General features: G+C 71.3%; 16 protein-coding genes and 1 pseudogene. 13 read left to right on the top strand and 4 right to left on the bottom strand.

Translation table 11 applies throughout. From position 1 onward, the window contains the following. The first annotated feature begins 176 nt into the window (after window positions 1-176). The 3 genes from ACIBBB_RS16855 to moeZ all read left to right on the top strand — a co-directional run bounded on the left by ACIBBB_RS16855 (window position 177) and on the right by moeZ (window position 3,159). On the top strand, window positions 177-1,160 hold the full coding sequence (locus ACIBBB_RS16855; RefSeq protein WP_398982526.1) for an NAD-dependent epimerase/dehydratase family protein: 984 nt from the start codon (window positions 177-179) through the stop codon (window positions 1,158-1,160). Beyond that, window positions 1,148-1,909 carry a spherulation-specific family 4 protein gene (locus ACIBBB_RS16850; RefSeq protein ID WP_398982524.1) on the top strand — a complete coding sequence of 254 codons (762 nt, stop codon included), beginning with the start codon at window positions 1,148-1,150 and terminating at the stop codon, window positions 1,907-1,909. Before ACIBBB_RS16855 ends, ACIBBB_RS16850 begins: the two co-directional genes overlap by 13 nt. 71 nt (window positions 1,910-1,980) lie before the next feature. After that, window positions 1,981-3,159: an adenylyltransferase/sulfurtransferase MoeZ gene (moeZ, locus tag ACIBBB_RS16845; RefSeq protein WP_384323179.1), complete on the top strand. Its 1,179-nt coding sequence runs from the start codon at window positions 1,981-1,983 to the stop codon at window positions 3,157-3,159. Window positions 3,160-3,257: 98 nt separating this feature from the next. Here moeZ and ACIBBB_RS16840 read toward each other — a convergent pair whose 3' ends face one another. Both ACIBBB_RS16840 and ACIBBB_RS16835 read right to left on the bottom strand, forming a co-directional pair. Further along, window positions 3,258-4,922 carry an alpha/beta hydrolase gene (locus ACIBBB_RS16840; RefSeq protein ID WP_398982522.1) on the bottom strand — a complete coding sequence of 555 codons (1,665 nt, stop codon included), beginning with the start codon at window positions 4,920-4,922 and terminating at the stop codon, window positions 3,258-3,260. A 103-nt stretch (window positions 4,923-5,025) separates the two neighbouring features. Continuing rightward, window positions 5,026-7,821, bottom strand: a complete 2,796-nt coding sequence (locus ACIBBB_RS16835) for a YbhN family protein (RefSeq protein ID WP_398982519.1) — start codon at window positions 7,819-7,821, stop codon at window positions 5,026-5,028. A gap of 197 nt (window positions 7,822-8,018) precedes the next feature. Here ACIBBB_RS16835 and ACIBBB_RS16830 point away from each other — a divergent pair, with 197 nt between their 5' ends. The 6 genes from ACIBBB_RS16830 to nudC all read left to right on the top strand — a co-directional run bounded on the left by ACIBBB_RS16830 (window position 8,019) and on the right by nudC (window position 19,236). Then, a complete protein-coding gene (locus ACIBBB_RS16830; RefSeq protein ID WP_398982788.1) occupies window positions 8,019-8,438 on the top strand; it encodes an MGMT family protein in 420 nt (139 codons plus the stop codon). A 230-nt stretch (window positions 8,439-8,668) separates the two neighbouring features. Then, complete coding sequence (locus tag ACIBBB_RS16825) at window positions 8,669-12,079, top strand: ATP-dependent helicase (RefSeq protein ID WP_398982517.1); 3,411 nt, start codon at window positions 8,669-8,671, stop codon at window positions 12,077-12,079. A 122-nt stretch (window positions 12,080-12,201) separates the two neighbouring features. Continuing rightward, a complete protein-coding gene (locus ACIBBB_RS16820; RefSeq protein ID WP_398982515.1) occupies window positions 12,202-13,074 on the top strand; it encodes a hypothetical protein in 873 nt (290 codons plus the stop codon). Between the two features lie 152 nt (window positions 13,075-13,226). Then, entirely contained in the window at window positions 13,227-16,832 is a 3,606-nt protein-coding gene (locus ACIBBB_RS16815; protein ID WP_398982513.1) for a UvrD-helicase domain-containing protein, read from the top strand. Between the two features lie 9 nt (window positions 16,833-16,841). After that, window positions 16,842-18,248 carry a dipeptidase gene (locus tag ACIBBB_RS16810; RefSeq protein ID WP_398982511.1) on the top strand — a complete coding sequence of 469 codons (1,407 nt, stop codon included), beginning with the start codon at window positions 16,842-16,844 and terminating at the stop codon, window positions 18,246-18,248. Window positions 18,249-18,285: 37 nt separating this feature from the next. After that, window positions 18,286-19,236: an NAD(+) diphosphatase gene (gene nudC, locus ACIBBB_RS16805; RefSeq protein WP_398982509.1), complete on the top strand. Its 951-nt coding sequence runs from the start codon at window positions 18,286-18,288 to the stop codon at window positions 19,234-19,236. 74 nt (window positions 19,237-19,310) lie between these two features. On the opposite strand, the gene ACIBBB_RS16800 is transcribed toward nudC, so the two are convergent. Further along, window positions 19,311-19,553: a mycoredoxin gene (locus ACIBBB_RS16800; RefSeq protein ID WP_398982507.1), complete on the bottom strand. Its 243-nt coding sequence runs from the start codon at window positions 19,551-19,553 to the stop codon at window positions 19,311-19,313. Between the two features lie 150 nt (window positions 19,554-19,703). Between ACIBBB_RS16800 and ACIBBB_RS16795 the strand changes: the two genes are divergently transcribed. The 4 genes from ACIBBB_RS16795 to ACIBBB_RS16780 all read left to right on the top strand — a co-directional run bounded on the left by ACIBBB_RS16795 (window position 19,704) and on the right by ACIBBB_RS16780 (window position 23,267). Beyond that, on the top strand, window positions 19,704-21,905 hold the full coding sequence (locus ACIBBB_RS16795) for an ATP-dependent DNA helicase UvrD2 (RefSeq protein ID WP_398982505.1): 2,202 nt from the start codon (window positions 19,704-19,706) through the stop codon (window positions 21,903-21,905). A 192-nt stretch (window positions 21,906-22,097) separates the two neighbouring features. After that, complete coding sequence (locus ACIBBB_RS16790) at window positions 22,098-22,406, top strand: hypothetical protein (protein WP_398982786.1); 309 nt, start codon at window positions 22,098-22,100, stop codon at window positions 22,404-22,406. Between the two features lie 172 nt (window positions 22,407-22,578). After that, window positions 22,579-22,947 carry a WhiB family transcriptional regulator gene (locus tag ACIBBB_RS16785; RefSeq protein ID WP_398982503.1) on the top strand — a complete coding sequence of 123 codons (369 nt, stop codon included), beginning with the start codon at window positions 22,579-22,581 and terminating at the stop codon, window positions 22,945-22,947. Next, on the top strand, window positions 22,944-23,267 hold the full coding sequence (locus ACIBBB_RS16780) for a hypothetical protein (protein WP_398982501.1): 324 nt from the start codon (window positions 22,944-22,946) through the stop codon (window positions 23,265-23,267). Before ACIBBB_RS16785 ends, ACIBBB_RS16780 begins: the two co-directional genes overlap by 4 nt. Window positions 23,268-23,437: 170 nt before the next feature. On the opposite strand, the pseudogene ACIBBB_RS16775 reads toward ACIBBB_RS16780, so the two are convergent. Beyond that, window positions 23,438-23,656: pseudogene (locus ACIBBB_RS16775) on the bottom strand (helix-turn-helix domain-containing protein); the annotation flags it as partial. Between the last annotated feature and the right edge of the window lie 73 nt (window positions 23,657-23,729).

Below are 23,729 nucleotides of genomic sequence, written 5' to 3'. Positions count from 1 at the left end.
CGGCCACCGGCCTCCGGCGCACGCCCCCGTCCGGGCCGCACGTCCGGACCCACAGACCTCCCGCGGAGCCGACGCCGCGGGCGTAACCCGAAGCACACGGCAACACCTCTAAGGAGACGACAGAACATGACCCCTCAACCCCCAGCACCGGCGCGTCGGAACCAAGGGGCAGCGCGATGAGGGTCCTGCTGCTCGGTGCCAACGGTTTCCTCGGGCGCTTCGTCGCCGACCGGCTGCTCGCCGACCCGGCCGTGCATCTGACCGCACTCGGCCGCGGCGACGACGCCGACGTACGGTTCGACCTCGCCGGCGGCAGTCCCGGAGCCCTCACCCGCTTCCTGGACGCCGTCCACCCCGGAGTCGTCATCAACTGCGCCGGCGCCACCCGGGGCGGCGCCCGCGATCTGACCCGGCACAACACCGTCGCCGTGGCGACCGTCTGCGAGGCGCTGCGCCGCAGCGGCTGCGGCGCCCGCCTCGTCCAGCTCGGCTGCTCCTCCGAGTACGGGCCCTCCCAGCCAGGCTCGTCCACCGCCGAGGACGCGGTGCCCCGGCCCGGCGGTCCGTACGGAGTGAGCAAGCTGGCCGCCAGCGAGCTGGTGCTCGGCGCCGGGCTCGACGCCGTCGTGCTCCGGGTCTTCTCACCCGTCGGGCCCGGCACGCCCGCGGGCTCCCCGCTCGGCCGGCTCGCCGAGGCGATGCGCCGCGCCATGCAGTCCGGCGACGGCGAGCTGAAGCTCAGCGGACTCGGCGTGCAGCGCGACTTCGTCGACGTACGCGACGTGGCCCGCGCCGTGCACGCCGCCTCGCTCTCCGCCGCACAGGGCGTCGTCAACATCGGCACGGGGCGCGCGGTCCGGCTCAGGGACGCCGCCGCCATCCTCGCGAGGGTCGCCGGATACGGCGGCGCCCTGCATGAGCTGGACGCTCCCACCGGCCCGCAGCGCCCAGCGCACGGGCATGCCACCCTCGGCCCGCAGCGCGGCGAGCACCCGTCGGAGCAACTGGGCGGCGGCGGTCCGGTCCCGTACCCGGACGGCTGCGGCGGCTGGCAGCAGGCCGACGTCCGCACCGCCCGCGACCGGCTCGGCTGGCGGCCCCGTATCAACCTGGAGGAGTCGCTCGCCGACATCTGGATGGAGGCGGCATGTCGCATCTGACGACCACCGGCAGCAGCTTGTCGGCCACCGGCGCCGCAGGACTCGGCTTCGGCATCCCCGGTTACGCCCATCCGCTGCTCGCCCCGGTCGAGTGGGCAGAACTGACCCGCCCCGGAACGCCGTTGCACTGGGCCGTGCTCAACGTCGCGGACGGGCCGGGCAGTATGCCGGACCCGCACTGTCTGGAGGCCGCGGGCCGGCTCAGGAACGCGGGCGTGCGGGTGCTCGGGCACCTCGATCTCGCGTACGGCGCCCGGAGCTTCGGCGAGGTCATCACCGAGGCGCACGACTTCCACGACTGGTACCGCGTCGACGGCTTCTATCTGGACCGGTGTCCGGCGGAAGCCTCGTACCTTCCCGACGTCAGGCTCACGGCGGCGACGCTGGACACGGTCGCGCCCGGCGGGCATCTGGTCCTCGGTCACGGGACGCATCCGTACTACGGGTACGCCGACATCGCCGACCAGTTGGTCACCTTCAGCGGACCGTGGACCGACTACCGCTGGTCACAGGTGGCCGAGTGGACGGCGGACCATCCGCCCGAGCGCTTCGCGCATCTCGTGCACGGTGTGCCCCGCAGCCATCTGGACGAGGCGATGCGGATCGCGCGTTGGCAGGGCGCGGGCACGATCTTCTTCACCGACCGCGGCGATCACGACGAGCGAACCGGACAGAACAGTCCATTCGCGGCACTGCCCGGCTACTGGGACGAAATCGTCTCGCAGATCGGACCGGGTGTCTCGGAATGAGAAGGCGCGTGGCAGTGTTACTTGAGGAACAAACGTACTGACCAACCGACCAATCCCCTGTTGAGGTCCCTGTGTCGCTGCCACCCCTGGTCGAGCCCGCTGCCGAGCTCACCGTCGACGAGGTCCGCAGGTACTCCCGTCACCTGATCATCCCGGACGTCGGGATGGACGGGCAGAAGCGGCTGAAGAACGCGAAGGTGCTCGTCGTGGGCGCCGGCGGGCTCGGCTCGCCCGCGCTCATGTATCTGGCCGCGGCCGGTGTCGGAACGCTCGGCATCGTGGAGTTCGACGAGGTCGACGAGTCGAATCTCCAGCGGCAGATCATCCACAGCCAGGCGGACATCGGCCGCTCGAAGGCCGCGTCCGCACGTGACTCCGTCCTCGGCATCAACCCGCTGGTGAAGGTCGTCCTTCACGAGGAGCGGCTTGAGTCCGAGAACGTCATGGAGATCTTCTCCCAGTACGACCTGATCGTGGACGGCACGGACAACTTCGCCACCCGCTATCTGGTCAACGACGCGTGTGTGCTGCTGGGCAAGCCGTACGTATGGGGCTCGATCTACCGCTTCGACGGTCAGGCGAGCGTCTTCTGGTCCGAGCACGGTCCCTGCTACCGCTGCCTCTACCCGGAGCCGCCGCCGCCCGGCATGGTGCCGAGCTGTGCCGAGGGCGGCGTCCTCGGCGTGCTGTGCGCGTCGATCGGGTCCATCCAGGTCAACGAGGCGATCAAGCTCCTCGCGGGCATCGGCGAGCCGCTCCTCGGCCGTCTGATGATCTACGACGCGCTGGAGATGCAGTACCGCCAGGTCAAGGTCCGCAAGGACCCCGACTGCGCGGTCTGCGGCGAGAACCCGACCGTCACCGAACTCATCGACTACGAGGCCTTCTGCGGCGTCGTGTCCGAGGAGGCGCAGGTGGCGGCGGCCGGATCGACGATCACTCCGAAGCAGCTCAAGGAGTGGATCGACGATGGCGAGAACATCGAGCTCATCGATGTGCGGGAGCCGAACGAGTTCGAGATCGTCTCCATCCCGGGCGCCAGGCTGATCCCCAAGAACGAGTTCCTGATGGGGAACGCGCTCCAGGATCTGCCGCAGGACAAGAAGATCGTCTTGAATTGCAAGACGGGTGTCCGCAGTGCGGAAGTGCTGGCGGTGCTGAAGTCCGCGGGCTTCGCCGACGCCGTGCACGTCGGCGGCGGAGTGGTGGGCTGGGTCAACCAGATCGAGCCGGAGAAGCCGATCTACTGAACCAAGCGCATACGTAAGAAGGAGGCCGGTCCACATACCTCGTGGACCGGCCTCCTGCCTTATGCGGGCACATATGGGCGAGCCGTAACCCCGGCGGATCAATTCCGGCAGACCGTCCCGGCCTTCGGCACCTTGTTGTCCAGCAGATAGCCGTTGACGGCGTCCTGCACGCACGTGCTGCCGCTGTTGTACGCGCCGTGTCCCTGGCCCTCGTAGACCAGCTCGACGCCGACGCCCTTGCCGAGCGCCTTCGTCATCGCCTGCGCGCCCTCGAACGGCGTCGCCGGGTCGCCGGTGTTGCCGATGACCAGGATCGGGGCCGAACCCGGCGCGCTGACATCGGGCTTGTCCGACTCGCCCGGCACCGGCCACTCCGAGCAGCCCAGCAGACCCCAGCCGAGGAACTCGCCGAAGACCGGCGACGCCTCGCGGAATTCGGGGAGCTTCGCCTTCGTCCGCGCGAGCGTGTAGCGCTCCTTGGAGTCCACGCAGTTGACCGCCGCGTTGGCCGCCTGGATGTTGCTGTACTGGCCCTTCTCGTTGCGGCCGTTCATCGCGTCCGACAGAACGAGCAGCAGGGCGCCACTACCGCCGTCGGCCTCGTCCAGACCCTGTTCGAGCAGCGGCCAGAACTCCTTCGAATAGAGCGCCTGGGCAATGCCGTTGGTGGCCTGGGTCTCGGTGAGCTTCCTGCTTCCCAGCCCGGTGACCGGCCTCTTGTCGAGCCGGTCGAGCAGCCCGACGACGAAGTTCTCGATCTCCTCCGGGTTGCTGCCGGGCAGCTGGCACGCGTCGCCGCGGCTCACGCAGTCCTTCGCGAAGTTGGTGAAGGCGAGCTGGAAGCCCTTCGCCTGGCCGAGCGATCCCTGTTCGGTGCCTTCGGTCGGGTCCACGACGGCGTCGAAGACGGCGTGGCCCACGGACTTCGGGAAGAGGTGGGCGTAGACGCCGCCCAGCTCGGTGCCGTACGAGATGCCGAAGTAGTTGAGCTTGTCGTCGCCGAGGACCTGTCGCATCAGGTCCATGTCGCGTGCGGCGTTGACGGTGCCGACGTGCGGGAGTGCCTTGCCGGACTTCTGCTCGCAGCCGCTCGCGTACCACTTGAGGCCGTCGACGTACGACTTCTCCTCGGCGCTGTCGTCCGGTGTCATGTCCTTCGCGTAGTACGCGTCGAGCTGTTTGTCGTCCTTGCACTCGACGGGGTCGCTGCGGCCGACACCGCGCGGGTCGAAGCTGACCAGGTCGTAGCGGGTGCGCAGCTTCTCGTATTCCTTGCCGAAGGAGGGCAGTCCGGTCACACCGGAGCCGCCGGGCCCGCCGAAGTTGAAGGCCAGGGATCCGATGCGCTTGTCCGGGTCGCTCGTCTCGGCCCGGATGAGGGCCAGATCGATCGTGTCGCCCTTGGGCTTCGCGTAGTCGAGCGGGGCGGCCATGGAGGCGCACTCCCACTCGGTGCCGCCCGGCAGCGGCGACGGAGCCGTACCGCCGCCCTCGGCCGCCGACGGGGTCGGGCAGTCCTTCCAGTCCAGCTTCTGGGACGTCAGGTCCGCGGGCGGGGCGGTCTTGTCGCCCTTGCCGGTCCTGTTCTGGCCGTCCTGGTCGTTCTGGCTGTTCCGCCCGGCCCGGCCGCCGCTGTCGGAGTCGGAGCCGGAGCATCCGGCGGCGGCCAGCAGTGTGGCGACGGTGACGCCTGCGACGGCGGTCAGTGCCCGGCGACGCCGCCGGGCCGGTGCGGTGGAAGCGGAGAAGGAGGGCATCGGCATCCCCCCATGGTGCGTCGTGCCGGGGAACGGCGCGCGGCCCGGGGGCCGGCCGGGTGGTGGCACCGCTCCGAGAGCCCCCTCGGAGGCACCCCGGGGGAGGGTGTCAGAGGGCTCCCTTGCGCGTCAGGTGGTTGAAGCAGATCCACCCGGGCAGCACCGGCAGCCACAGGGTCATCATCCGGTACAGCAGCACCGCCGGGGCCGCGACCTCCTTGGGAACGCCCGTCGCGATCAGACCGATCGTCAGCGCGCCCTCGACGGCTCCCACACCGCCCGGCGTCGGCGCCGCCGACCCCAGCGCGTTGCCGGCGAGGAACACCACGGCGAGGCTCGCATAGCTCAGCTGCTGATTCCCGTCGTCGAAGGCCCGGATCGAGGCGTCCAGGCACATCACGAAGAGACCGGTCAGCAGCAGCATCCCGCCGATGCCGGTGACGAGCTTCATCGGCCGCTGGAGCACGTCCAGCATGCGCGGGACCACGCCCGCGAAGAGCGAGCGCAGCCGGGTCACCACGAACTTCCTGAGGAACGGGATCGCGGTGACGACCAGCACCAGTACCGCGACGGTCAGCAGCCCCGCGATGACGGTTCTCGACGGGGTGAGCGAGGTCGTCTTCTCCGTACCGGTGAGATAGCCGAAGGCGAGCAGCAGCAGGATGTGCGCACCGAGCCCGAACAGCTGCGAGGCGCCGACGCTGGCCACGGCGAGCCCCGGGCGTACGCCCGCGCGTTGCAGGAAGCGGGTGTTGAGCGCCACTCCGCCGACCGCCGCCGGGGCGACGATCTTGACGAAGGACCCGGCGACTTGCGCGACGACCGTCCTGAGGAAGCTCACCCGTTCCGGTACGAAGCCGAGCAGGCTCATCGCGGCGGCGAGATAGCTGAGGCTGGAGAACAGGACGGCGGCGGCCACCCAGCCCCAGTGCGTGTGGCCGAAGACGTTGCCGAAGTCGATCCCGGCGAGCTGCGTGAGCAGGAAGTAGGCGGCGATCGCACCGGCGATGAGGCTGACGAGCGTGCGTGGTCTGATGCGCTCCAGCCGGACCGGTTCGACGGGTGCCTGCGGTCTGATCAGCAGGACCTGCCCGCGGATCTGGGAGAGCAGGTCCTCCTCCCGCACCTCGTCGAGCGCGTCGTCCATGGCCTTCTTCTCGGCCTGCTTCTCCGCGCGCAGCGACCGTCGGGCGGCCTTTCGCTCGGCCTCGGTGCTCGCCTCCGTCACGTCCGTCGTACGGGCGTGCTTGACCGCCTCCGTCGCCCGGACCACCGCGTCACGCTCACGCTGGGACCGCTCACGGGCGAGCCGGCGCAGTGTCGTGCGCGTGGACCGGCTGAGCGCGATCGGCTGGAGCAGCGGCAGACAGTCGGCGACGGTGTCGGGGCCGAGGACGTCCACCGCGGTGGCCACCGCGCGTTCGGCGCCGATCCGCAGCCCGGCGGTGGTGAGGAGCTGCGCGATGTCCATCCGCAGCACCATGTCGCCCGCGGCGATCTCGCCGCCGCGCAGATCCGTGACGATCACCTTGCCGTCCTGGTCGACCAGCAGTGCGTCGCCGGTGAGCCTGCGGTGGGCGATACGGCGTGACTGGAGCGCTTTGACCTGTTCCCAGGCGCCGCGCACCAGCTCGTCGGTGATCTCGTCGTCCGACAGCGAGTCCAGGGACCGGCCGCCCATGTGCTCGTACACCAGGATGACGGCGTCCGGACCGAGTTCGGAGGTGGCGATCAGCTTGGGGGCGTTGGCTCCGGCGGCGATGGCGGCGTACGCGAGGAGCGCTTCCTGTTCCAGGGCCTGGCGCAGGGAGGGGATCGAGCGGCGGGTGGTGATCGAGCGCAGGGTGAGCTGGCGCCAGACCCGGTAGAAGAAGCCCTGTGCCTGCTGTTCGCGGTCGACGACCGTGACGTCCAGCGGTGGGCCCTCGTCGAGGGTCACCAGATAGCGGCGGCCCCGTTCGCCCTGCTCGGCCGTGTCGCTGGTGTCGTCCGGATCGGCGCGCATCGCGCTCACCGGGCGGAAACCCACATGGCGAAGACCCGCCATCAGTGTCTGGCCGGTGGGCCGGACGTTGGGCGAGCCGACGGTGTAGAGCGTGCCGTACGCGACGGTCCAGCCGATCAGCACGGTCAGGATGATCGAGAACGGTGTGGTGTAGCCCGCGACCAGCATCGCGAAGGCGTCGAGCAGCAGCACTACCCACAGGACGACGCGCCAGCGGGGTCTGCGGGCCATCCCCACGGCGGTCATATAGGCGATGACGGGCGCGAGATAACCGTGTACGGGGTCGGTGAGCCCGTCGCCGGGCTGCGCGCGCGTGAGCGCGTCCTGGATGGATCCGGGCGCCGCGCGGGCCACCCAGAGGTCGGTGGCGAGCGTGACACCGTGCGCGAGGACCGCGGCGAGTACGCCGTCCGCGATCCGCAGGCCGTCGCGTTTGATCAGCCGTTCGATCGCGAAGGCGACCGGGACGAGCAGCACGGCGATGCTGGAGATCAGACCGGCGACCTTGACGAGCAGGTCGGGGGCCTGGCCGGTGCCCTTGCTGATGTCCTGTTCGAGACCGGACGTGGTGCCGTGGGCGAAGGCGGAGAGGGCGATGACGACGCCGATCGCGAGGACGCCGATGAGCAGGCGCAGCAGATCGGAGGGGCGGTGCACGCGGGCGGCGAGCAGCGGTTCGTCCCCGGAGAGCGGGTCGGCGTGGCTTCCGGGGGGGACGTTCTCCCCGTGGTTCTCCTGGCCGTCGTCGGTTTCGGTGTCGTCGCCGGCTCCGGTGCCGGCGCTTCCGTTCGGGACGTGACTGCCGGCCTTGATCTCCGTACCGCCGTCGGGGGCCTGTTCCGGGCGCGGTTCGGGGCGCGGTTCGGCGTCAGGGGTGCCTGCCACCGTCGGAGGCTGCACGCCCTGCTCCTTTGTCGAATCCGTGTCTTCTTGATCTCGTATCACCAGTCACCGCCCGGATGATGGTGGCACGCCAGGGTGACAGAGGGGGGTATCAGGGTGCATTGGGGAACACCGCGTCGGCCCTCCCACGGCCCCCGGGCGCGGCGCCGGGCCGGGGTCGCGGACCGGGTGGACTGTCGGTGCCGTGGGGCAGGATGGGGCGGATGAGGAGCGACGAGCCCGACAAGCGTGACAAATCCCACGAGCTCTCCGGAGAGCTGCCCGAGTACGCGGAGCGGGTGCTCGACGTCGCCGACCTGATCCCGCCCGGCCGGGTGATGGCGTACGGCGATGTCGCCGAGTGGCTGGGTGAGGGCGGTCCCCGGCAGGTCGGCCGCGCGATGGCGCTGTACGGCGGGGCGGTGCCCTGGTGGCGCGTGGTCCGCTCGGACGGTGTGCTGCTGGCCGGTCATGAGCTGCGGGCCTTGGCCCACTACCGCGAGGAGGGCACCCCGATGCGGGAGGCTTCGCGCGCCGCCGAAGGCCATCTGCCGCGCTTGGACATGAAACGGGCGCGATGGGACGGCAGGCCGCGGGAAACGGGCGCTGATACGGGCGATGCTGCTCACAACTGACAGCTTCTGGCATTTCGCCCCGCGGCGGGAGATCCCGCGTGTCTGCTGAGGACCGTACGGATGACGGGACGCGGCCACCGCGTCACCCATGGCCCCCGCGACAGCCGTCAGATCATCGGGCGTACCCGCCGCATCCGCGCCGTCCCTCGGCGTAGCCTCGTCAGCTCGCGGCACACACACCCCAGAAAGCCCCGTCACCACCAGCACCCCCTCCAGGACCGGCGATCCACGTGAGCTCCTCCTCTTCCACCGGGCGTACCCCGCCCCGTCGGGTACGGCAGCGGACCTCCGCTGCGTACCGACTGGTGCGTACACCGCCGGTCCCGGTGGATCCTCCTGTGCTGGACGCAGCACAGCGCCGTGTGGTTGACCACGACGGTGGACCGCTGCTCGTACTCGCGGGTCCGGGTACGGGGAAGACGACCACGCTCGTCGAGAGCGTCGCCGCGCGGGTCGCGCGGGGCGTCGATCCGGAACGGATGCTCGTCCTCACCTTCAGCCGCAAGGCGGCGGTCGAACTGCGCGACCGTACGGCGGTCAGGCTGGGCGGTGCGCAGGGGCCGCAAGCGACCACGTTCCACTCATTCTGTTACGCGCTGATCCGCGCCCACCAGGAGGCCGACCTTTTCACCGAACCGCTACGACTGCTCTCGGGACCCGAGCAGGACGTCGCCGTACGGGAACTCCTCGCCGGCCAGCTCGATCTGGAGCGCCAAGGGCGGGCGCACATCCGCTGGCCCGACGAGCTGCGGGCCTGCCTCACCACGCGCGGCTTCGCCGACGAGGTGCGCGCGGTGCTCGCCCGCAGCCGGGAGCTGGGGCTCGGCCCGGATTCCCTGGGTGTCTTCGCGCGGCGTGGGGGCCGCCCCGACTGGACGGCCGCCGCCTCCTTCCTCGCCGAATACCTCGACGTCCTGGACATGCGGGGTGTCCTCGACTACGCCGAACTGGTCCACCGGGCCGTACTGCTCACCGAGCGGCCCGAGGTCGCCGAGCGGCTGGCCGGCAGGTACGACGCGGTGTTCGTCGACGAGTACCAGGACACCGACCCGGCACAGGTCAGACTGGTCAGGGCGCTCGCCGGGAACGGCCGCACGCTCGTCGCGTTCGGCGACCCGGACCAGTCGATCTACGCGTTCCGGGGCGCCGACGTGAACGGCATCCTCGACTTCCCGGATGTCTTCCCGCGGGCCGACGGCCGCCCGGCCCCGGTGCGGGTCCTGACGACCTCCCGGCGCTCGGGCGCGGGGCTGCTCGCCGCGACCCGGCTGCTGACCCGCCGGATGCCGCTCAACCGGCTGCCGGCCGAGAAGGTACGGGCACACCGTGAGCCGGCGGCGGTCCGCGAGGGCGGCCGGGTCGAGACGTACACCTATCCGACGGCGTCCACCGAGCTGGAGAACGTCGCGGACATCCTGCGGCGCGCGCATCTTGAAGAGGGCGTGCCGTGGAGCGAGATGGCGGTGCTGGTACGGGCCGGAGGCCGGACCATACCCTCCGTGCGCAGGGCCCTTACCTCGGCGGGTGTGCCTCTGGAGATCGACGGCGACGATGTGCCGCTGCGTCACGAACCGGCGGTGGCGCCGCTGCTGACGGCGCTGCGCGCGGTCGCGACGGCGGCGGTCGGGTCGGCGCACGGCGCGGCCGGGACGGAGGTTGACGCGGAGTCGGCCGCGGCGGCCGCGGCAGTTGAGGCAGTCGGGGAGCGCGCGGGGACCGACACCGGCACGGACACCGACACCGGCACCGGGGGCGGGGGCGGGGGTGACTGGCTCGACGTCGAGACCGCGCTCGCGCTGCTCACCTCGCCCCTCGGCGGCATGGACGCCGCCGACCTCCGCCGTCTGGGCCGAGCCCTGCGCGAGGAGGAGCGGACAGCCGGCAACCGCGTACCGCCCCCTTCCGACACCCTCCTGGCCCGCGCCCTCGCCGAACCGCAGCGGCTCGTCACGCACGACCCCGCCCACGCGCGCGGCGCCCAGCGCCTCGGCGCGCTGCTCTCCAAGGCCCGTGAGCTGCTGGCGGGCGGCGGCACCGCCGAGGAGGTGCTGTGGGAGCTGTGGGACGGCACCCCCTGGCCGGCCAGGCTTGAGCGGTCTGCCCTGCGCGGCGGCGCCGCGGGCCGTAACGCGGACCGGGACCTGGACGCCGTATGCGCGCTGTTCGACGCCGCGGCACGGGCCGAGGAACGGACCGGCGGGCGCGGCGCCCTCAACTTCCTTGAGGAGATCGACGCGCAGGACATCGCCGCCGACACGCTCAGCGGCAGAGCCGTACGGCCCGACGCCGTCCGTCTCATGACCGCGCACCGTTCCAAGGGTCTGGAGTGGCGGCTCGTCGTCGTCGCGGGAGTGCAGGAGGGGCTCTGGCCCGACCTCCGGCGGCGGGGCTCTCTTCTGGAGGCGGACAGGATCGGCCGCGACGGCCTGGCCGAGCCCCTCACTCCCGGCGCCCTCCTTACGGAGGAGCGACGTCTCTTCTACGTGGCGGCGACCCGCGCCCGCGAACGGCTCGTCGTCACGGCCGTCAAGGCGCCCGCCGACGACGGCGACCAGCCCTCCCGCTTCCTCACCGAACTGGGCGTCGAGCCCAGGGACGTCACCGGCCGCCCTCGCCGTCCCCTCGCCGTCGCCGCGCTCGTGGCCGAACTGCGCGCCACGACCGTCGACCCACAGGCGACGCCCGTGCTGCGCGACGCGGCGGCCCGCAGGCTCGCCCGGCTCGCCGCCCTCAGCGACGAGGAGGGCCAGCCGCTCGTTCCCGCCGCCCACCCGCACCGCTGGTGGGGCCTGTACGAACCGACGCACAGCGCCGTCCCCCTGCGCGACCGGGACCAGCCCGTCGCGCTCTCCGGCAGCGCGCTGGACCAGCTCGCCAACACCTGCTCCCTCCAGTGGTTCCTGGGGCGCGAGGTCAAGGCGGACGAACTGGCCACCGCCGCACAGGGCTTCGGCAACGTCGTCCATGTCCTGGCCGACGAGGTGGCCTCCGGCCGTACGCCCGCCGACCTCGCCGTCCTCATGGAGCGGCTCGACTCCGTCTGGGACGCGCTCGCCTTCGACGCACCCTGGAAGTCCCAGCAGGAGAAGCGGCACGCGCGTGTGGCGCTGGAGCGTTTCCTGCGCTGGCATGTGATGGACCGCGCCGGGCGCACACCGGCGGCCACCGAGCACGCCTTCGACGTCACCCTTGAGGCGGGCGCGTACGAGGTACGGATCCGCGGCTCCATGGACCGAGTGGAGCGGGACGCCCAAGGGCGCGCCTACGTCGTCGACTTCAAGACCGGCAAAGCGGCTCCTACCAAAGAGGAGGTCGCGCACCACCCGCAGCTCGCCGTGTACCAGCTCGCGGTGGGTGAGGGCGCGGTGGACGACGTCTTCGACGGGCGCAGGCCGGAGGCGGGCGGCGCCGAACTCGTACAACTGCGGCAGGCGGCGGCCAGGAAGGAGGGCGGTGAGGAGCTGCCCAAGATCCAGGCGCAGGAGCCGCTCGCGGGGGAGTGGGTCGGTGATCTGCTCGCCACGGCTGCCGGGCGCGTACTGGACGAACGCTTCACACCGAGCACCGGCCGGCACTGCGAGCACTGTTCCTTCCGCGCGTCGTGCAGCGCGCGGCCGGAGGGGCAGCAGATCGTGGAGTGAGTGCCTCTCCCGGATGAATCCCCTCGTGCACATGCACCCTTCGCGACTCCCCACGCGGTCGGAACGGGAACGGCACCCGGGCACGGAGTACCAGACGTGCCAGATGTGCGAGGAGACAACAGATGACCGCGATCAAGCGGAAGTTCCTGATGCCGGCGCTGCTCAGCGCGATCACGGTGGCAGGTGTGGTGAGTTGTTCCACCGGCGGCGCCACCACGGGGGCGGAGGGCGCGGCCGAGAAGGAGGCGGGGGCCGCCGCGAAGCAGGTGGCCGCGCCGTCGACGGGAGCCGCGACGGGCGATCCCTTCGCGGGGATGAGCGCCGAACAGATCGCCCGTAAGGCCGTGAAGGCGACCAAGGGCGCGAAGTCCCTGCGGCTGACGGCGGAGGGTACGGAGAACGGCAGGCGCCTCAAGGTCGACTTCTCGCTGGACAACAAGGGCACCTGCGCGGGGGGTCTGCGGCAGGACGACAGCGAGGCGGAGTTCGCCGTGGTGGACCGCGTCACCTACGTCAGGGGTGACGACGAGTTCTGGCGGTCGCTCGCCTCCGGCGGGAACGACCCGAACTCGCAGAGCGCCGACCCCGGCCGCGCCGACGAACTGGTCCAGCTGCTCAGGGGCAAGTGGCTCAAGATCCCCGCCGGCGGGAACGCCCCCGCGCGGACGCTGGGCGGCGCGTGCGACCTGGACGCGATGCTGGGCAATCTGAACACCGCCGACACCAAGGGCTTGACCAGGGGCAACGCGGCCGAGGTCGAGGGCCGAAAGGCGGTGACGCTGGTGAAGCGGGAGGGCGGCAGGACGCAGACGACGTTCGTGGCGGCCGAGGGAGCGCCGTATCTGCTGAGGGCCGTCAGCGAGGGCGGCCGGGCCCCGGGCACGGTCGTCTTCGGGGACTTCGGCGTGCCCGTCAAGGCCACGGTGCCGCCTGTCGGCGACGTCGTCGACCTGGGGGACGTCCGGGGGTCGGCGAACCCGCCCTCCGGACTCTGAGGCCCTGGTGGACCACTGGCAACCCGTCCGACGGGCGGTGCTGACGTCCCGGCACCGCCGTTGTGACCTCCGGTACCCGGCGGTCGTTACGTCCGGATCTGTCCGGTCTGCCCGCCGTCCGCCTGTCAGTGGTCCCCGATAGCCTCTCTGAAGTGTCCGCACGTATCACCGACCCCGCGCAGCTCAACGAACTCCTCGGCATCCCGTTCACCCCGGAGCAGACGGCGTGCATCATCGCCCCGCCCGCACCGCAGGTGATCGTCGCCGGGGCGGGCTCGGGCAAGACGACGGTGATGGCGGCGCGCGTGGTGTGGCTGGTGGGCAGCGGCCAGGTCGCCCCCGAGCAGGTCCTCGGCCTCACCTTCACCAACAAGGCGGCGGGCGAGCTGGCCGAGCGGGTCCGCAAGGCGCTCGTACGGGCGGGAGTGACCGACCCCGATCTGCTCGACCCGGACAACCCCCCGGGCGAGCCGCGTATCTCCACGTACCACGCGTTCGCCGGACAGCTCCTCACCGACCACGGCCTGCGGATAGGGCTTGAGCCGACCGCCCGGCTGCTGGCCGACGCCACGCGCTACCAGCTCGCCGCGCGGGTGCTGAAGGACGCCCCGGGCCCGTATCCCTCACTGACGCGATCGTTCCCCGCCCTGGTCGGCGATCTGCTGGCGCTCGACGCCGAGCTGGCGGAGCACCTCGTCCCGACCGGCGAACTCGCCTCTTACGACAGCGAACTGCTGCGCACCCTCGAAGGTGTCCGGCTCAGCAACGCCGACCTGCGCAAGGTGCCCGAGACCGCCTCCGCCCGCCGCGAACTGCTCGATCTGGTGGGGCGCTACCGCGCGGCCAAGAGCGCGCGCGATCTGCTCGACTTCGGCGATCAGATCGCGCTCTCGGCCGAACTGGCCCTCACCCGGCCGGAGGTCGGCCGTATCCTGCGCGACGAATTCCGCGTGGTGCTGCTCGACGAGTACCAGGACACGTCGGTCGCCCAACGCCTCCTCCTGTCGGGCCTTTTCGGCTCCGGCACCGGCCACGCGGTGACAGCCGTCGGCGACCCCTGCCAGGCCATCTACGGCTGGCGCGGCGCCTCCGTCGCCAACCTGGACGACTTCCCCTCCCACTTCCCGGGCGCCGACGGCACCCCGGCCGCCCGCTTCTCGCTCAGCGAGAACCGCCGCAGCGGTGGCCGCCTGCTCGACCTCGCCAACGGACTCGCGGCGCCGCTGCGCGCCATGCACGAGGGCGTGGAGGCCCTGCGGCCCGCACCTGGCGCCGAACGCGACGGCATCGTGCGCTGCGCCCTTCTCCGTACCCATGGGGAGGAGTTGGACTGGCTCGCCGACTCCATCGCCCATCTGGTGCGCACGGGCAAGGAGCCCGCCGAGATCGCGGTGCTGTGCCGCACCGCCGGTGACTTCGCGGAGATCCAGAAGGCGCTCGTCGCCCGTGATGTGCCGGTCGAGGTCGTCGGCCTCTCCGGGCTGCTCCATCTCCCCGAGGTCGCCGACCTCGTGGCGATGTGCGAGGTCCTTCAGGACCCTGGCGCCAACGCCTCCTTGGTACGGCTGCTCACCGGCCCGCGCTGGCGTATCGGCCCCCGCGATCTGGCACTCCTCGGCCGCCGCGCCCGGCTGCTGGTGCACCGCGCGACGGGCTCGTCCTTCGACGAGACCGCCGACGCCGACGAACGGCTCGCGGCGGCGGTCGAGGGCACCGACCCGGCCGAGGTGATATCGCTCGCCGACGCGCTCGACACCTTCCTGGAGTCGGCCGGCGGCAAGGACGACGGCCTTCCCTTCTCCGCCGCCGCGCGCGTCCGTTTCGCCCGGCTCGCGGCCGAACTGCGCGATCTGCGGCGCTCGCTGGCAGACCCGCTGATGGACGTCCTGCACCGGGTACTCGCCACCACCGGACTGGAGGTCGAACTCGCGGCGTCGCCGCATGCCCTGGCCGCGCGACGGCGTGAGACCCTGAGCAACTTCCTCGACACGGCGGCCTCCTTCGCCGCGCTCGACGGGGACGCCACGCTCCTCGCCTTCCTCGCCTTCCTCAGGACGGCGGCGCAGTACGAGAAGGGTCTCGACAACGCACTGCCCGGTGGCGAGAACACGGTGAAGGTTCTCACCGCGCACAAGTCCAAGGGACTTGAGTGGGACGTCGTGGCCGTTCCCGGCCTGGTCACCGGGCAGTTCCCCAACAGCAGGGCGCGCGAGGCCTGGACGTCCCAGTCGAAGGTCCTGCCGCACGCTCTGCGCGGCGACGCGCCGACGCTCCCGGACGTGCCGGAGTGGGACGCCAAGGGCCTGAAGGCGTTCAAGGACGAGATGCGCACGCACCAGCACACGGAGGAACTGCGCCTCGGCTACGTGACGTTCACCCGTCCGCGCTCACTGCTGCTGGGCTCGGGCCACTGGTGGGGTCCGAACCAGAAGCGCGTCCGTGGCCCTTCGGACTTCCTGCACGCCCTGCACGACCACTGCGCGGCGGGCTTCGGCGAGATCGAGGTGTGGGCCGACGAGCCGCCGGAGACCGAGGAGAACCCCGCGCTGCTCGCGGCGGACAGGGCGGAGGCGTGGCCGCTCCCGCTGGACCCCGGCTCCCTGGCCCGGCGCCGCACGGCGGCGGACACGGTCCTGGCGCACATGGACGCGCTGACGGCGACGCCCTGGGCGGGCGGGACGCCGTACGACGAGCCGGTGCCTTTTGAGGACGCGCCGCCGCCGGAGGAGGACGTGCCACCTCCGGAGGACGCGTACGACGGCCTGGACGAGCTCGATGGCCCCGACGAGTGGGAGCACGACGACCTCGCGGACTGGGACACCTGGGAGCCGGGACGCGACCACCCGGAGCACTTGGAGGCTCCGGAGCATCCGGCGGTCGCCGCGCGCCCGGCGCACCTGCCCGCCCCACGCCCCCCGGCCGACGGGCCTCCGGTGCCCGGAAGCGACGGGCCTCCGGAGCGACTCACTCCCGACGGGCCTCCGGAGCGACTCACTCCCGAGGAGACCCGGACCCTCGCGTCCTGGGACCGGGACCTCGACGCCCTCTCCGGCGAGTTGCTGCGCGCCCGCGCACGCGTTCGTGACGTCCCCGTACCGCCCTCTCTCTCCGCCTCACAGCTCCTGCGCCTCGCCGCCGACCCCGACGGCTTCGCCCAGGAGCTGGCCCGCCCCATGCCCCGCCCGCCGCACCGCGCCGCGCGCCGCGGCACCCGGTTCCACGCCTGGGTGGAGTCGCGGTTCGACGAGCTGCCGCTCCCGATGCTCGGCCCCGACGAGCTGCCGGGCGGCGCCGACGACGAGCCGGAGATCGCCGACGAACGCGACCTCGCGGCCCTCAAGAACGCCTTCGACCGCACCCCGTACGCCCGGCGCACGCCGTACCGCGTCGAGGTGCCGTTCCAACTCACTCTCGCCGGCCGCGTCGTGCGGGGCCGTATCGACGCGGTGTACCGGGACGTCGATCCGCTGGCGGACACCGTCACGTACGAGATCGTCGACTGGAAGACCGGCCGAGGACGTACGGCGGACCCGCTCCAGCTCGCGATCTACCGTCTGGCCTGGGCCGAGCAGCACGGCCTCCCACCGGACGCGGTCACGGCCACCTTCCTCTACGTGAGAAGCGGCGAGGCGGTACGACCCGAGGGTCTGCCCGGCCGGACCGAACTGGAACGCCTCCTCCTTGAGGACGACGATCACCCGCCGCGGGCGCGTCCCGAACGGCGAACGGCAGACGAGACCACCCCCGGAGCCGGATAGGCTCGATGTATGAGCGAGACCCCGGACAGCGCCGTCCGTACGCACACCCGTGACTACATCCGGTCCCACCGGGCGGCCTTCCTCGACGACCTCGCCGAGTGGCTGCGTATCCCGTCCGTCTCGGCGCTGCCGGACCACGACGCGGACGTACGGCGCAGCGCCGACTGGCTCGCGGCGAAACTCCGCGCGACCGGCTTCCCGGTCGCGGAGGTCTGGGAGACCCCCGGCGCCCCCGCGGTCTTCGCGGAGTGGCCCTCCGACGACCCGGGGGCCCCGGTCGTCCTGGTCTACGGCCACCACGACGTACAACCCGCGGCCCGCGAGGACGGCTGGCGCACCGACCCCTTCGAGCCGGCCGTCCAGGACGGCCGGCTGTACGGGCGCGGCGCCGCCGACGACAAGGGGCAGGTGTTCTTCCACACACTCGGCGTCCGCGCCCATCTCGCGGCCACCGGACGCACCACCCCCGCCGTGCATCTGAAACTGCTCGTCGAGGGCGAGGAGGAGTCCGGTTCGCCGCACTTCCGCGCGCTCGTGGAGCAGCGGGCGGCGCGTCTCGCGGCCGACGTCGTGATCGTCTCCGACACCGGCATGTGGTCCGAGGACACCCCCACGGTCTGCACCGGGATGCGCGGCCTCGCCGAGTGCGAGATCGAGCTGTACGGCCCCGACCAGGACATCCACTCCGGCTCCTTCGGAGGCGCCGTACCCAACCCGGTCACCGTCGCCGCCCGCCTCGTGGCCGCGCTGCACGACGAGGACGAGCGGGTGACCGTGCCCGGCTTCTACGACGGCATCACGCCGCTCACCGACGCCGAGCGCGCCCTCATCGCCGAGTTGCCCTTCGACGAGGCCGCGTGGCTGCGCACGGCCAAGTCGCACGGCACGCTCGGCGAGGCCGGCTATTCCACCCTGGAGCGCGTCTGGGCCCGTCCCACCGCCGAGGTCAACGGCATGGGCGGTGGCTACCAAGGCCCCGGCGGCAAGACGATCATCCCGTCGTCCGCGCGGTTGAAGCTCTCGTTCCGGCTGGTCGCCGGCCAGGATCCGGACCGGATCGAGCGCGCCGTGGCCGAGTGGATCGACGCCAGGATCCCGGCGGGCATCCGCCACAAGACCACCTTCGGCGCGGCCACCCGTCCCTGTCTGACCCCGCTGGACCATCCCGCTCTCCGGTCGGTCGTACGGGCCATGGGCCGTGCCTTCGACCAGAAGATCCGCTTCACCCGCGAGGGCGGCTCGGGACCCGCAGCCGACCTTCAGGACGTGCTCGGCGCTCCCGTCCTGTTCCTCGGCATCTCCGTACCGTCCGACGGCTGGCACGCGCCCGACGAGAAGGTCGAGATCGACCTTCTACTGAAGGGCGTGGAGACGACCGCCTATCTCTGGAGCGATCTCGCCGCCGCTCTCCGCTGAACAGACACCCATCCATCCGGGGGAGTTGGAAGTACCAGTGAGCACCACCACCCGCGGCGGAGAAATCGCCGCAGACCGGCCGATCGTCCTCGCCTCCGACAGCGGCATCGACCGCGCCGCCCACCACCGCCTCGACGAGGCGTGGCTGGCCGCGGCCTGGAGCCACCCCACCACGCGGGTGTTCGTCGTCTCCGGCGGCCAGGTGCTGATAGACGACACCCCGGACGGCCGCACCGAACTCGTCATGACCCCCTCCTTCGAGGCGCCCCTCACGGAGACGCACCGCTACTTCCTCGGTACCGACGAGGACGGGGTCAGCTACTTCGCTCTCCAGAAGGACACGCTGCCGGGACGCATGGACCAGTCGGCGCGGGCGGCGGGACTGCGTGAGGCCGGGCTGCTGCTGTCCCCGCGCGACGCGGGCCTGATGGTCCACGCGGTCGCGCTGGAGAACTGGCAGCGGCTGCACCGCTTCTGCTCACGCTGCGGCGAGCGCACGGTGATCGCGGCGGCGGGCCACATCCGCCGCTGCCCGGCGTGCGGCGCCGAGCACTACCCCCGTACCGACCCCGCCGTGATCATGCTCGTCACCGACGAACAGGACCGCGCGCTCCTCGGCCGCCAGGTGCACTGGCCGGAGGGCCGGTTCTCGACGCTGGCGGGCTTCGTGGAGCCCGGCGAGTCGATCGAACAGTCGGTGGCCCGCGAGGTGTTCGAGGAGGCGGGCATCACGGTCGGCGACGTCGAGTACGTCGCGAGCCAGCCCTGGCCGTTCCCCTCCAGCCTGATGCTGGGCTTCATGGCCCGCGCCACGTCCTCCGAGATCACCGTGGACGGCGACGAGATCCAGGAAGCGCGTTGGTTCTCCCGCGACGACCTGCGGATCGCGATCGAGTCGGGCGACGTCCTCCCGCCGTCGGGCATCTCGATCGCGGCACGGCTGACGGAACTCTGGTACGGGAAGCCGCTGCCGAAGCCGCTGAACTGACCAGGACGCGACGGAGCCCCCGCCGACCGGCGGGGGCTCCTGCGATGTGGTCCTGCCGTGTCCGACCCGTCGGGTCAGGCGCCGACCTTCTGCCTGACCTGCGCGAGGGACGGGTTCGTCAGCGTCGAACCGTCGTCGAAGAGCAAGGTCGGGACCGTCTGATTGCCGCCGTTCGCCTTCTCGACGAACGCCGCCGAATCCGGGTCCTGCTCGATGTTGATCTCGGTGTACGCGATGCCTTCGCGGTCCATCTGGCCCTTGAGCCGACGGCAGTATCCGCACCATGTGGTGCTGTACATCGTCACGGTCCCCGGCATGTCTTCTCGCGCTCCTCTGGCAGGCTCGAATGTCTTCGCTGAGGGGTGAACGTAACTGACCTGGTCACCATTCCCGCACTTGTACGACCAACGTGACTCCCCTGTGGACAAGTGCAGCACCAGCCTCACGGGACCTGGCAGCATGGCGGGGTGACAGCAGCAACGCACTCCTCACTCTTCCCGCAGGATTCCGACGGCAGCCAGTTCGTGGCCCCGCCTCGCGACGCCGACGCGGTGCTCGAAGGGCTCGACCCCGAGCAGCGCGAGGTCGCGACGGCACTGCACGGACCGGTGTGCGTGCTGGCCGGTGCCGGCACGGGCAAGACGCGCGCGATCACCCACCGGATCGCGTACGGCGTACGGGCCGGGATCCTCCAGCCCGCCAGCATCCTCGCCGTCACATTCACCAACCGGGCGGCGGGGGAGATGCGCGGGCGGCTGCGCCAGCTGGGCGCGGGCGGTGTCCAGGCGCGTACGTTCCACTCGGCGGCGCTGCGCCAGCTCCAGTACTTCTGGCCCAAGGTGGTCGGCGGCGAGCTGCCCCGGCTGCTGGAGCGCAAGGTCCAGCTGGTCGCGGAGTCGGCGGCCCGCTGCCGGGTCCGGCTCGACCGGAACGAGTTGAGGGATGTCACCGGCGAGATCGAGTGGGCCAAGGTCACCCAGACCGTGCCCGCCGACTATCCGGCCGCCGTCGCCAAGTCCCACCGAGACGCCCCGCGCGATCCGGCGGAAATCGGCCAGATCTACGCGATGTACGAGCAGCTGAAACGAGACAGGTCGGTGATCGACTTCGAGGACGTCCTGCTGCTCACGGTGGGCATCCTCCAGGACCGGCACGACATCGCCGACCAGATCCGCGGTCAGTACCAGCACTTCGTGGTGGACGAGTACCAGGACGTCAGCCCGCTCCAGCAGCGGCTGCTCGACCTGTGGATGGGCGACCGGGAGAGTCTCTGCGTCGTCGGCGACGCCAGCCAGACGATCTACTCCTTCACCGGTGCGACCCCGGACCATCTGTTGAACTTCCGCACCCGCCACCCGAACGCGACGATGGTGAAGCTGGTCCGTGACTACCGCTCCACCCCCCAGGTCGTGCACCTGGCCAACGGCCTGCTGAATCAAGCCAAGGGCCGCGCGGCCGAGCACCGGCTCGAACTGATCTCGCAGCGCGACGCGGGCCCCGAGCCCCTCTACACGGAGTACGCGGACGAGCCGGCCGAGGCCGAGGGCACCGCCCGCCGGATCCGCGACCTCATCGCGGCGGGCGTTCCGGCCGGCGAGATCGCCGTGCTGTACCGGATCAACGCCCAGTCGGAGGTGTACGAACAGGCGCTCGCCGACGCCGGGGTGCCCTACCAACTCCGGGGCGCCGAGCGGTTCTTCGAGCGCCAGGAGGTACGGGAGGCGGGCGCTGCCCTGCGCGGCGCGGCACGCTTCGGGGGCAACGACTCCCTGCTGGACGACGTCGTCGATCTGCCGTCGCAGGTGCGGGCCGTGCTCTCCACCAAGGGCTGGACCACCGAACCACCCACGGGCTCGGGCGCCGTCCGGGACCGCTGGGAGTCGCTGGCCGCCCTCGTGCGTCTGGCCGAGGACTTCGCTCGGGCCAGGCCGGAGTCGACCCTCGGCGATCTGGTGGCCGAGCTGGACGAGCGCGCCGCCGCCCAGCACGCCCCGACCGTTCAGGGAGTCACCCTCGCCTCCCTCCACTCGGCCAAGGGTCTGGAGTGGGACGCGGTGTTCCTGGTCGGGCTGACCGAGGGCATGATGCCGATCACGTACGCCAAGACCGACGAACAGGTCGAGGAGGAGCGCAGGCTCCTCTACGTCGGGGTCACCCGCGCCCGCCTGCACGTCTCCCTGTCATGGGCGCTCTCCAGGGCACCCGGCGGCCGGGCCTCCCGGCGCCCCACCCGCTTCCTGAGCGGCCTGCGGCCGGGCTCGTCGGCCCCGGGGACGCGGGGCGCGGGAGCGGCGGCGGGCGGCGCGGCCGACCGCGGCGGCCGGCGCAAGCGGCGTGGTCCGGTGCTGTGCCGCGTCTGCGGCACAACGCTGACGGACGCGGGCGAGATGAAGCTGATGCGCTGTGAGGGCTGCCCCTCGGACATGGACGAGGCGCTGTACGAGCGGCTGCGTGAGTGGCGCTCCGACCAGGCGAAGCAGCTGGGCCAGCCCGCGTACTGCGTGTTCACCGACAAGACGCTGATGGCGATCGCCGAGGCCGTGCCGGGCGACGACGGCGAGCTGTCCCGGATCTCCGGCGTCGGGGGTCGCAAGCTGGAGCGGTTCGGAGCCGATGTTCTCGCCATCTGCGCAGGTGAGGAGCTCGTTGGGGAGGACGAGGAGAGCTGATACAAACTCGTCGAAAAAATAGTTTGCGCCCGCCCCGCGAGTCACCATAGGTTCTTAACCACGGAACGGCGGGCTTCTCCGAAGCCCCGTCCCCGTGCTCTACTTGTCCGAAGTGGTATCCGCATTTCGATACGCCGAGAGGAGGCGATTCCAGTGATCAGCATCAACAACAACTTCGTCAGCACCGCCAAAATGACCGATCTCTCGGTCGTCTCCGCATGCTCTCTCGACGTTCTGCGCTCCGGACTGCTCGCCACTGACGGATCTTCGTTCGCCGCCACCGGTCTGTCGGGCTTCGGCGCCGGCCGGACCAACCCCGTGGCTCTTCCTGTCACGGGCGGCAATGAGCGACCGAGCAAGGCACTGGCGGCAGAAGCAGCGGCGGCAGAGGCAAAGGCCTATGCCTTCGCGGCGGCCGGTGCCGAATTGAAGAAGCAGACGAAGCAGAACCACACGATGTGGGCCATCCGTGGGCCTGAACCCTGGAGTGATCCAGCCTGATTCAAGATCAGGCCGGCGCCTTCAGGGCCGCGGAACCCCACCCGGGATCCGCGGCCCTTCTGTTTGTCCCGAACGGGACGGGCGGAGCGAAGGGGCCTCGGGAGAAGAACCACCCGGTACCAGCCGACACCTGGCCAACAGGCCGGACCGACCAGACGAGGAAGACACCACCGTGCAACTCGAAGCGCACGCCCCGTCCGTACCGCCTTCCGAAACGATCACCCAGCCCGGCATCACGGAGGACTCCACCTTGACCCCCCTGACCGCGCTCACCGCGCTCGACGACGCCATCGACAACCTCGGCGTACCCGTTCCCTGCCGTGCCTACGACCCGGAGGTCTTCTTCGCGGAGTCCCCGGCCGACGTCGAGTACGCCAAGTCCCTCTGCCGCACCTGCCCGCTGGTCGAGGCCTGCCTCGCCGGCGCCAAGGAGCGGCGTGAGCCGTGGGGCGTCTGGGGCGGCGAGCTCTTCATCCAGGGTGTGGTCGTTGCCCGCAAGCGGCCCCGTGGCCGCCCGCGCAAGAACCCGGTCGCGGCATGAACGCCACCGGCACCATCGACCGCCCTGTCACGCACGATCCCAAGAAGCAGGCCCCGATGACCTCTTCCCTGCGAGAGCCGTCCGGCTCCGCCATTTCAGCTGTCAGTACCACCGGCGCGAGCGACTCGCGTCAGAACAGGACCCGCGAGATGCAACTCATCCCAGAAGCCCTGGCACGGGCGCATATGACCGAGCGCCTGCGTGAAGCCGACGCGGAACGCCAGGCCGTGCGCCTGGTCGCCGCCCGGCGGATGCAGCGCCGCGCCGAGCGCGTATCGATGCGCGCCCGCCGTGCGCTGGCCATGGCGGTCATGCACTGACCGCCACCGGCCGGGCGCGACAACGCCACAGAACCTAAGTGCCTCTGACGCGGGGGCCGGTCCTCACGGACCGGCCCCCGTTTCACGTTCTCCGGACAGTCCCGGCCGCGACTTTGCGGACACGGCCTAGGTGTATTGACCCGGAGGGTTGTTGACGCGGGTGATGGGTGGCTGGCCGTTGAGTGCGGTGTGGCTGCGGTGGTGGTTGTAGCGGTCGTGCAGCCCGGCCCGGCCCGGCCCTCGGCCCGCCACCGACGCATCCACTTGTGGGCCGTGGCCCGGGAGATGCCCATCTCCGCCGCGACGTGCGCGACCGGGCGGCCCGAACAGACCCGTTCGACCAGCAGCTGCCTACCGAAAACGGTCAGCCGGGCATTACGGTGGGACACGAAGACCTCCGTGCGGTGAGTTCCTAGACAGCTCCCACCACACCGGAGGTCTTCGCCATGTTCAAGACCTGCC

Source organism: Streptomyces sp. NPDC051217 (genome assembly GCF_044455465.1).
GTDB lineage: Bacteria > Actinomycetota > Actinomycetes > Streptomycetales > Streptomycetaceae > Streptomyces.
The sequence above is the reverse complement of the archived record's forward strand: the minus strand, read 5'-3'. Positions and strand labels throughout refer to the sequence as shown.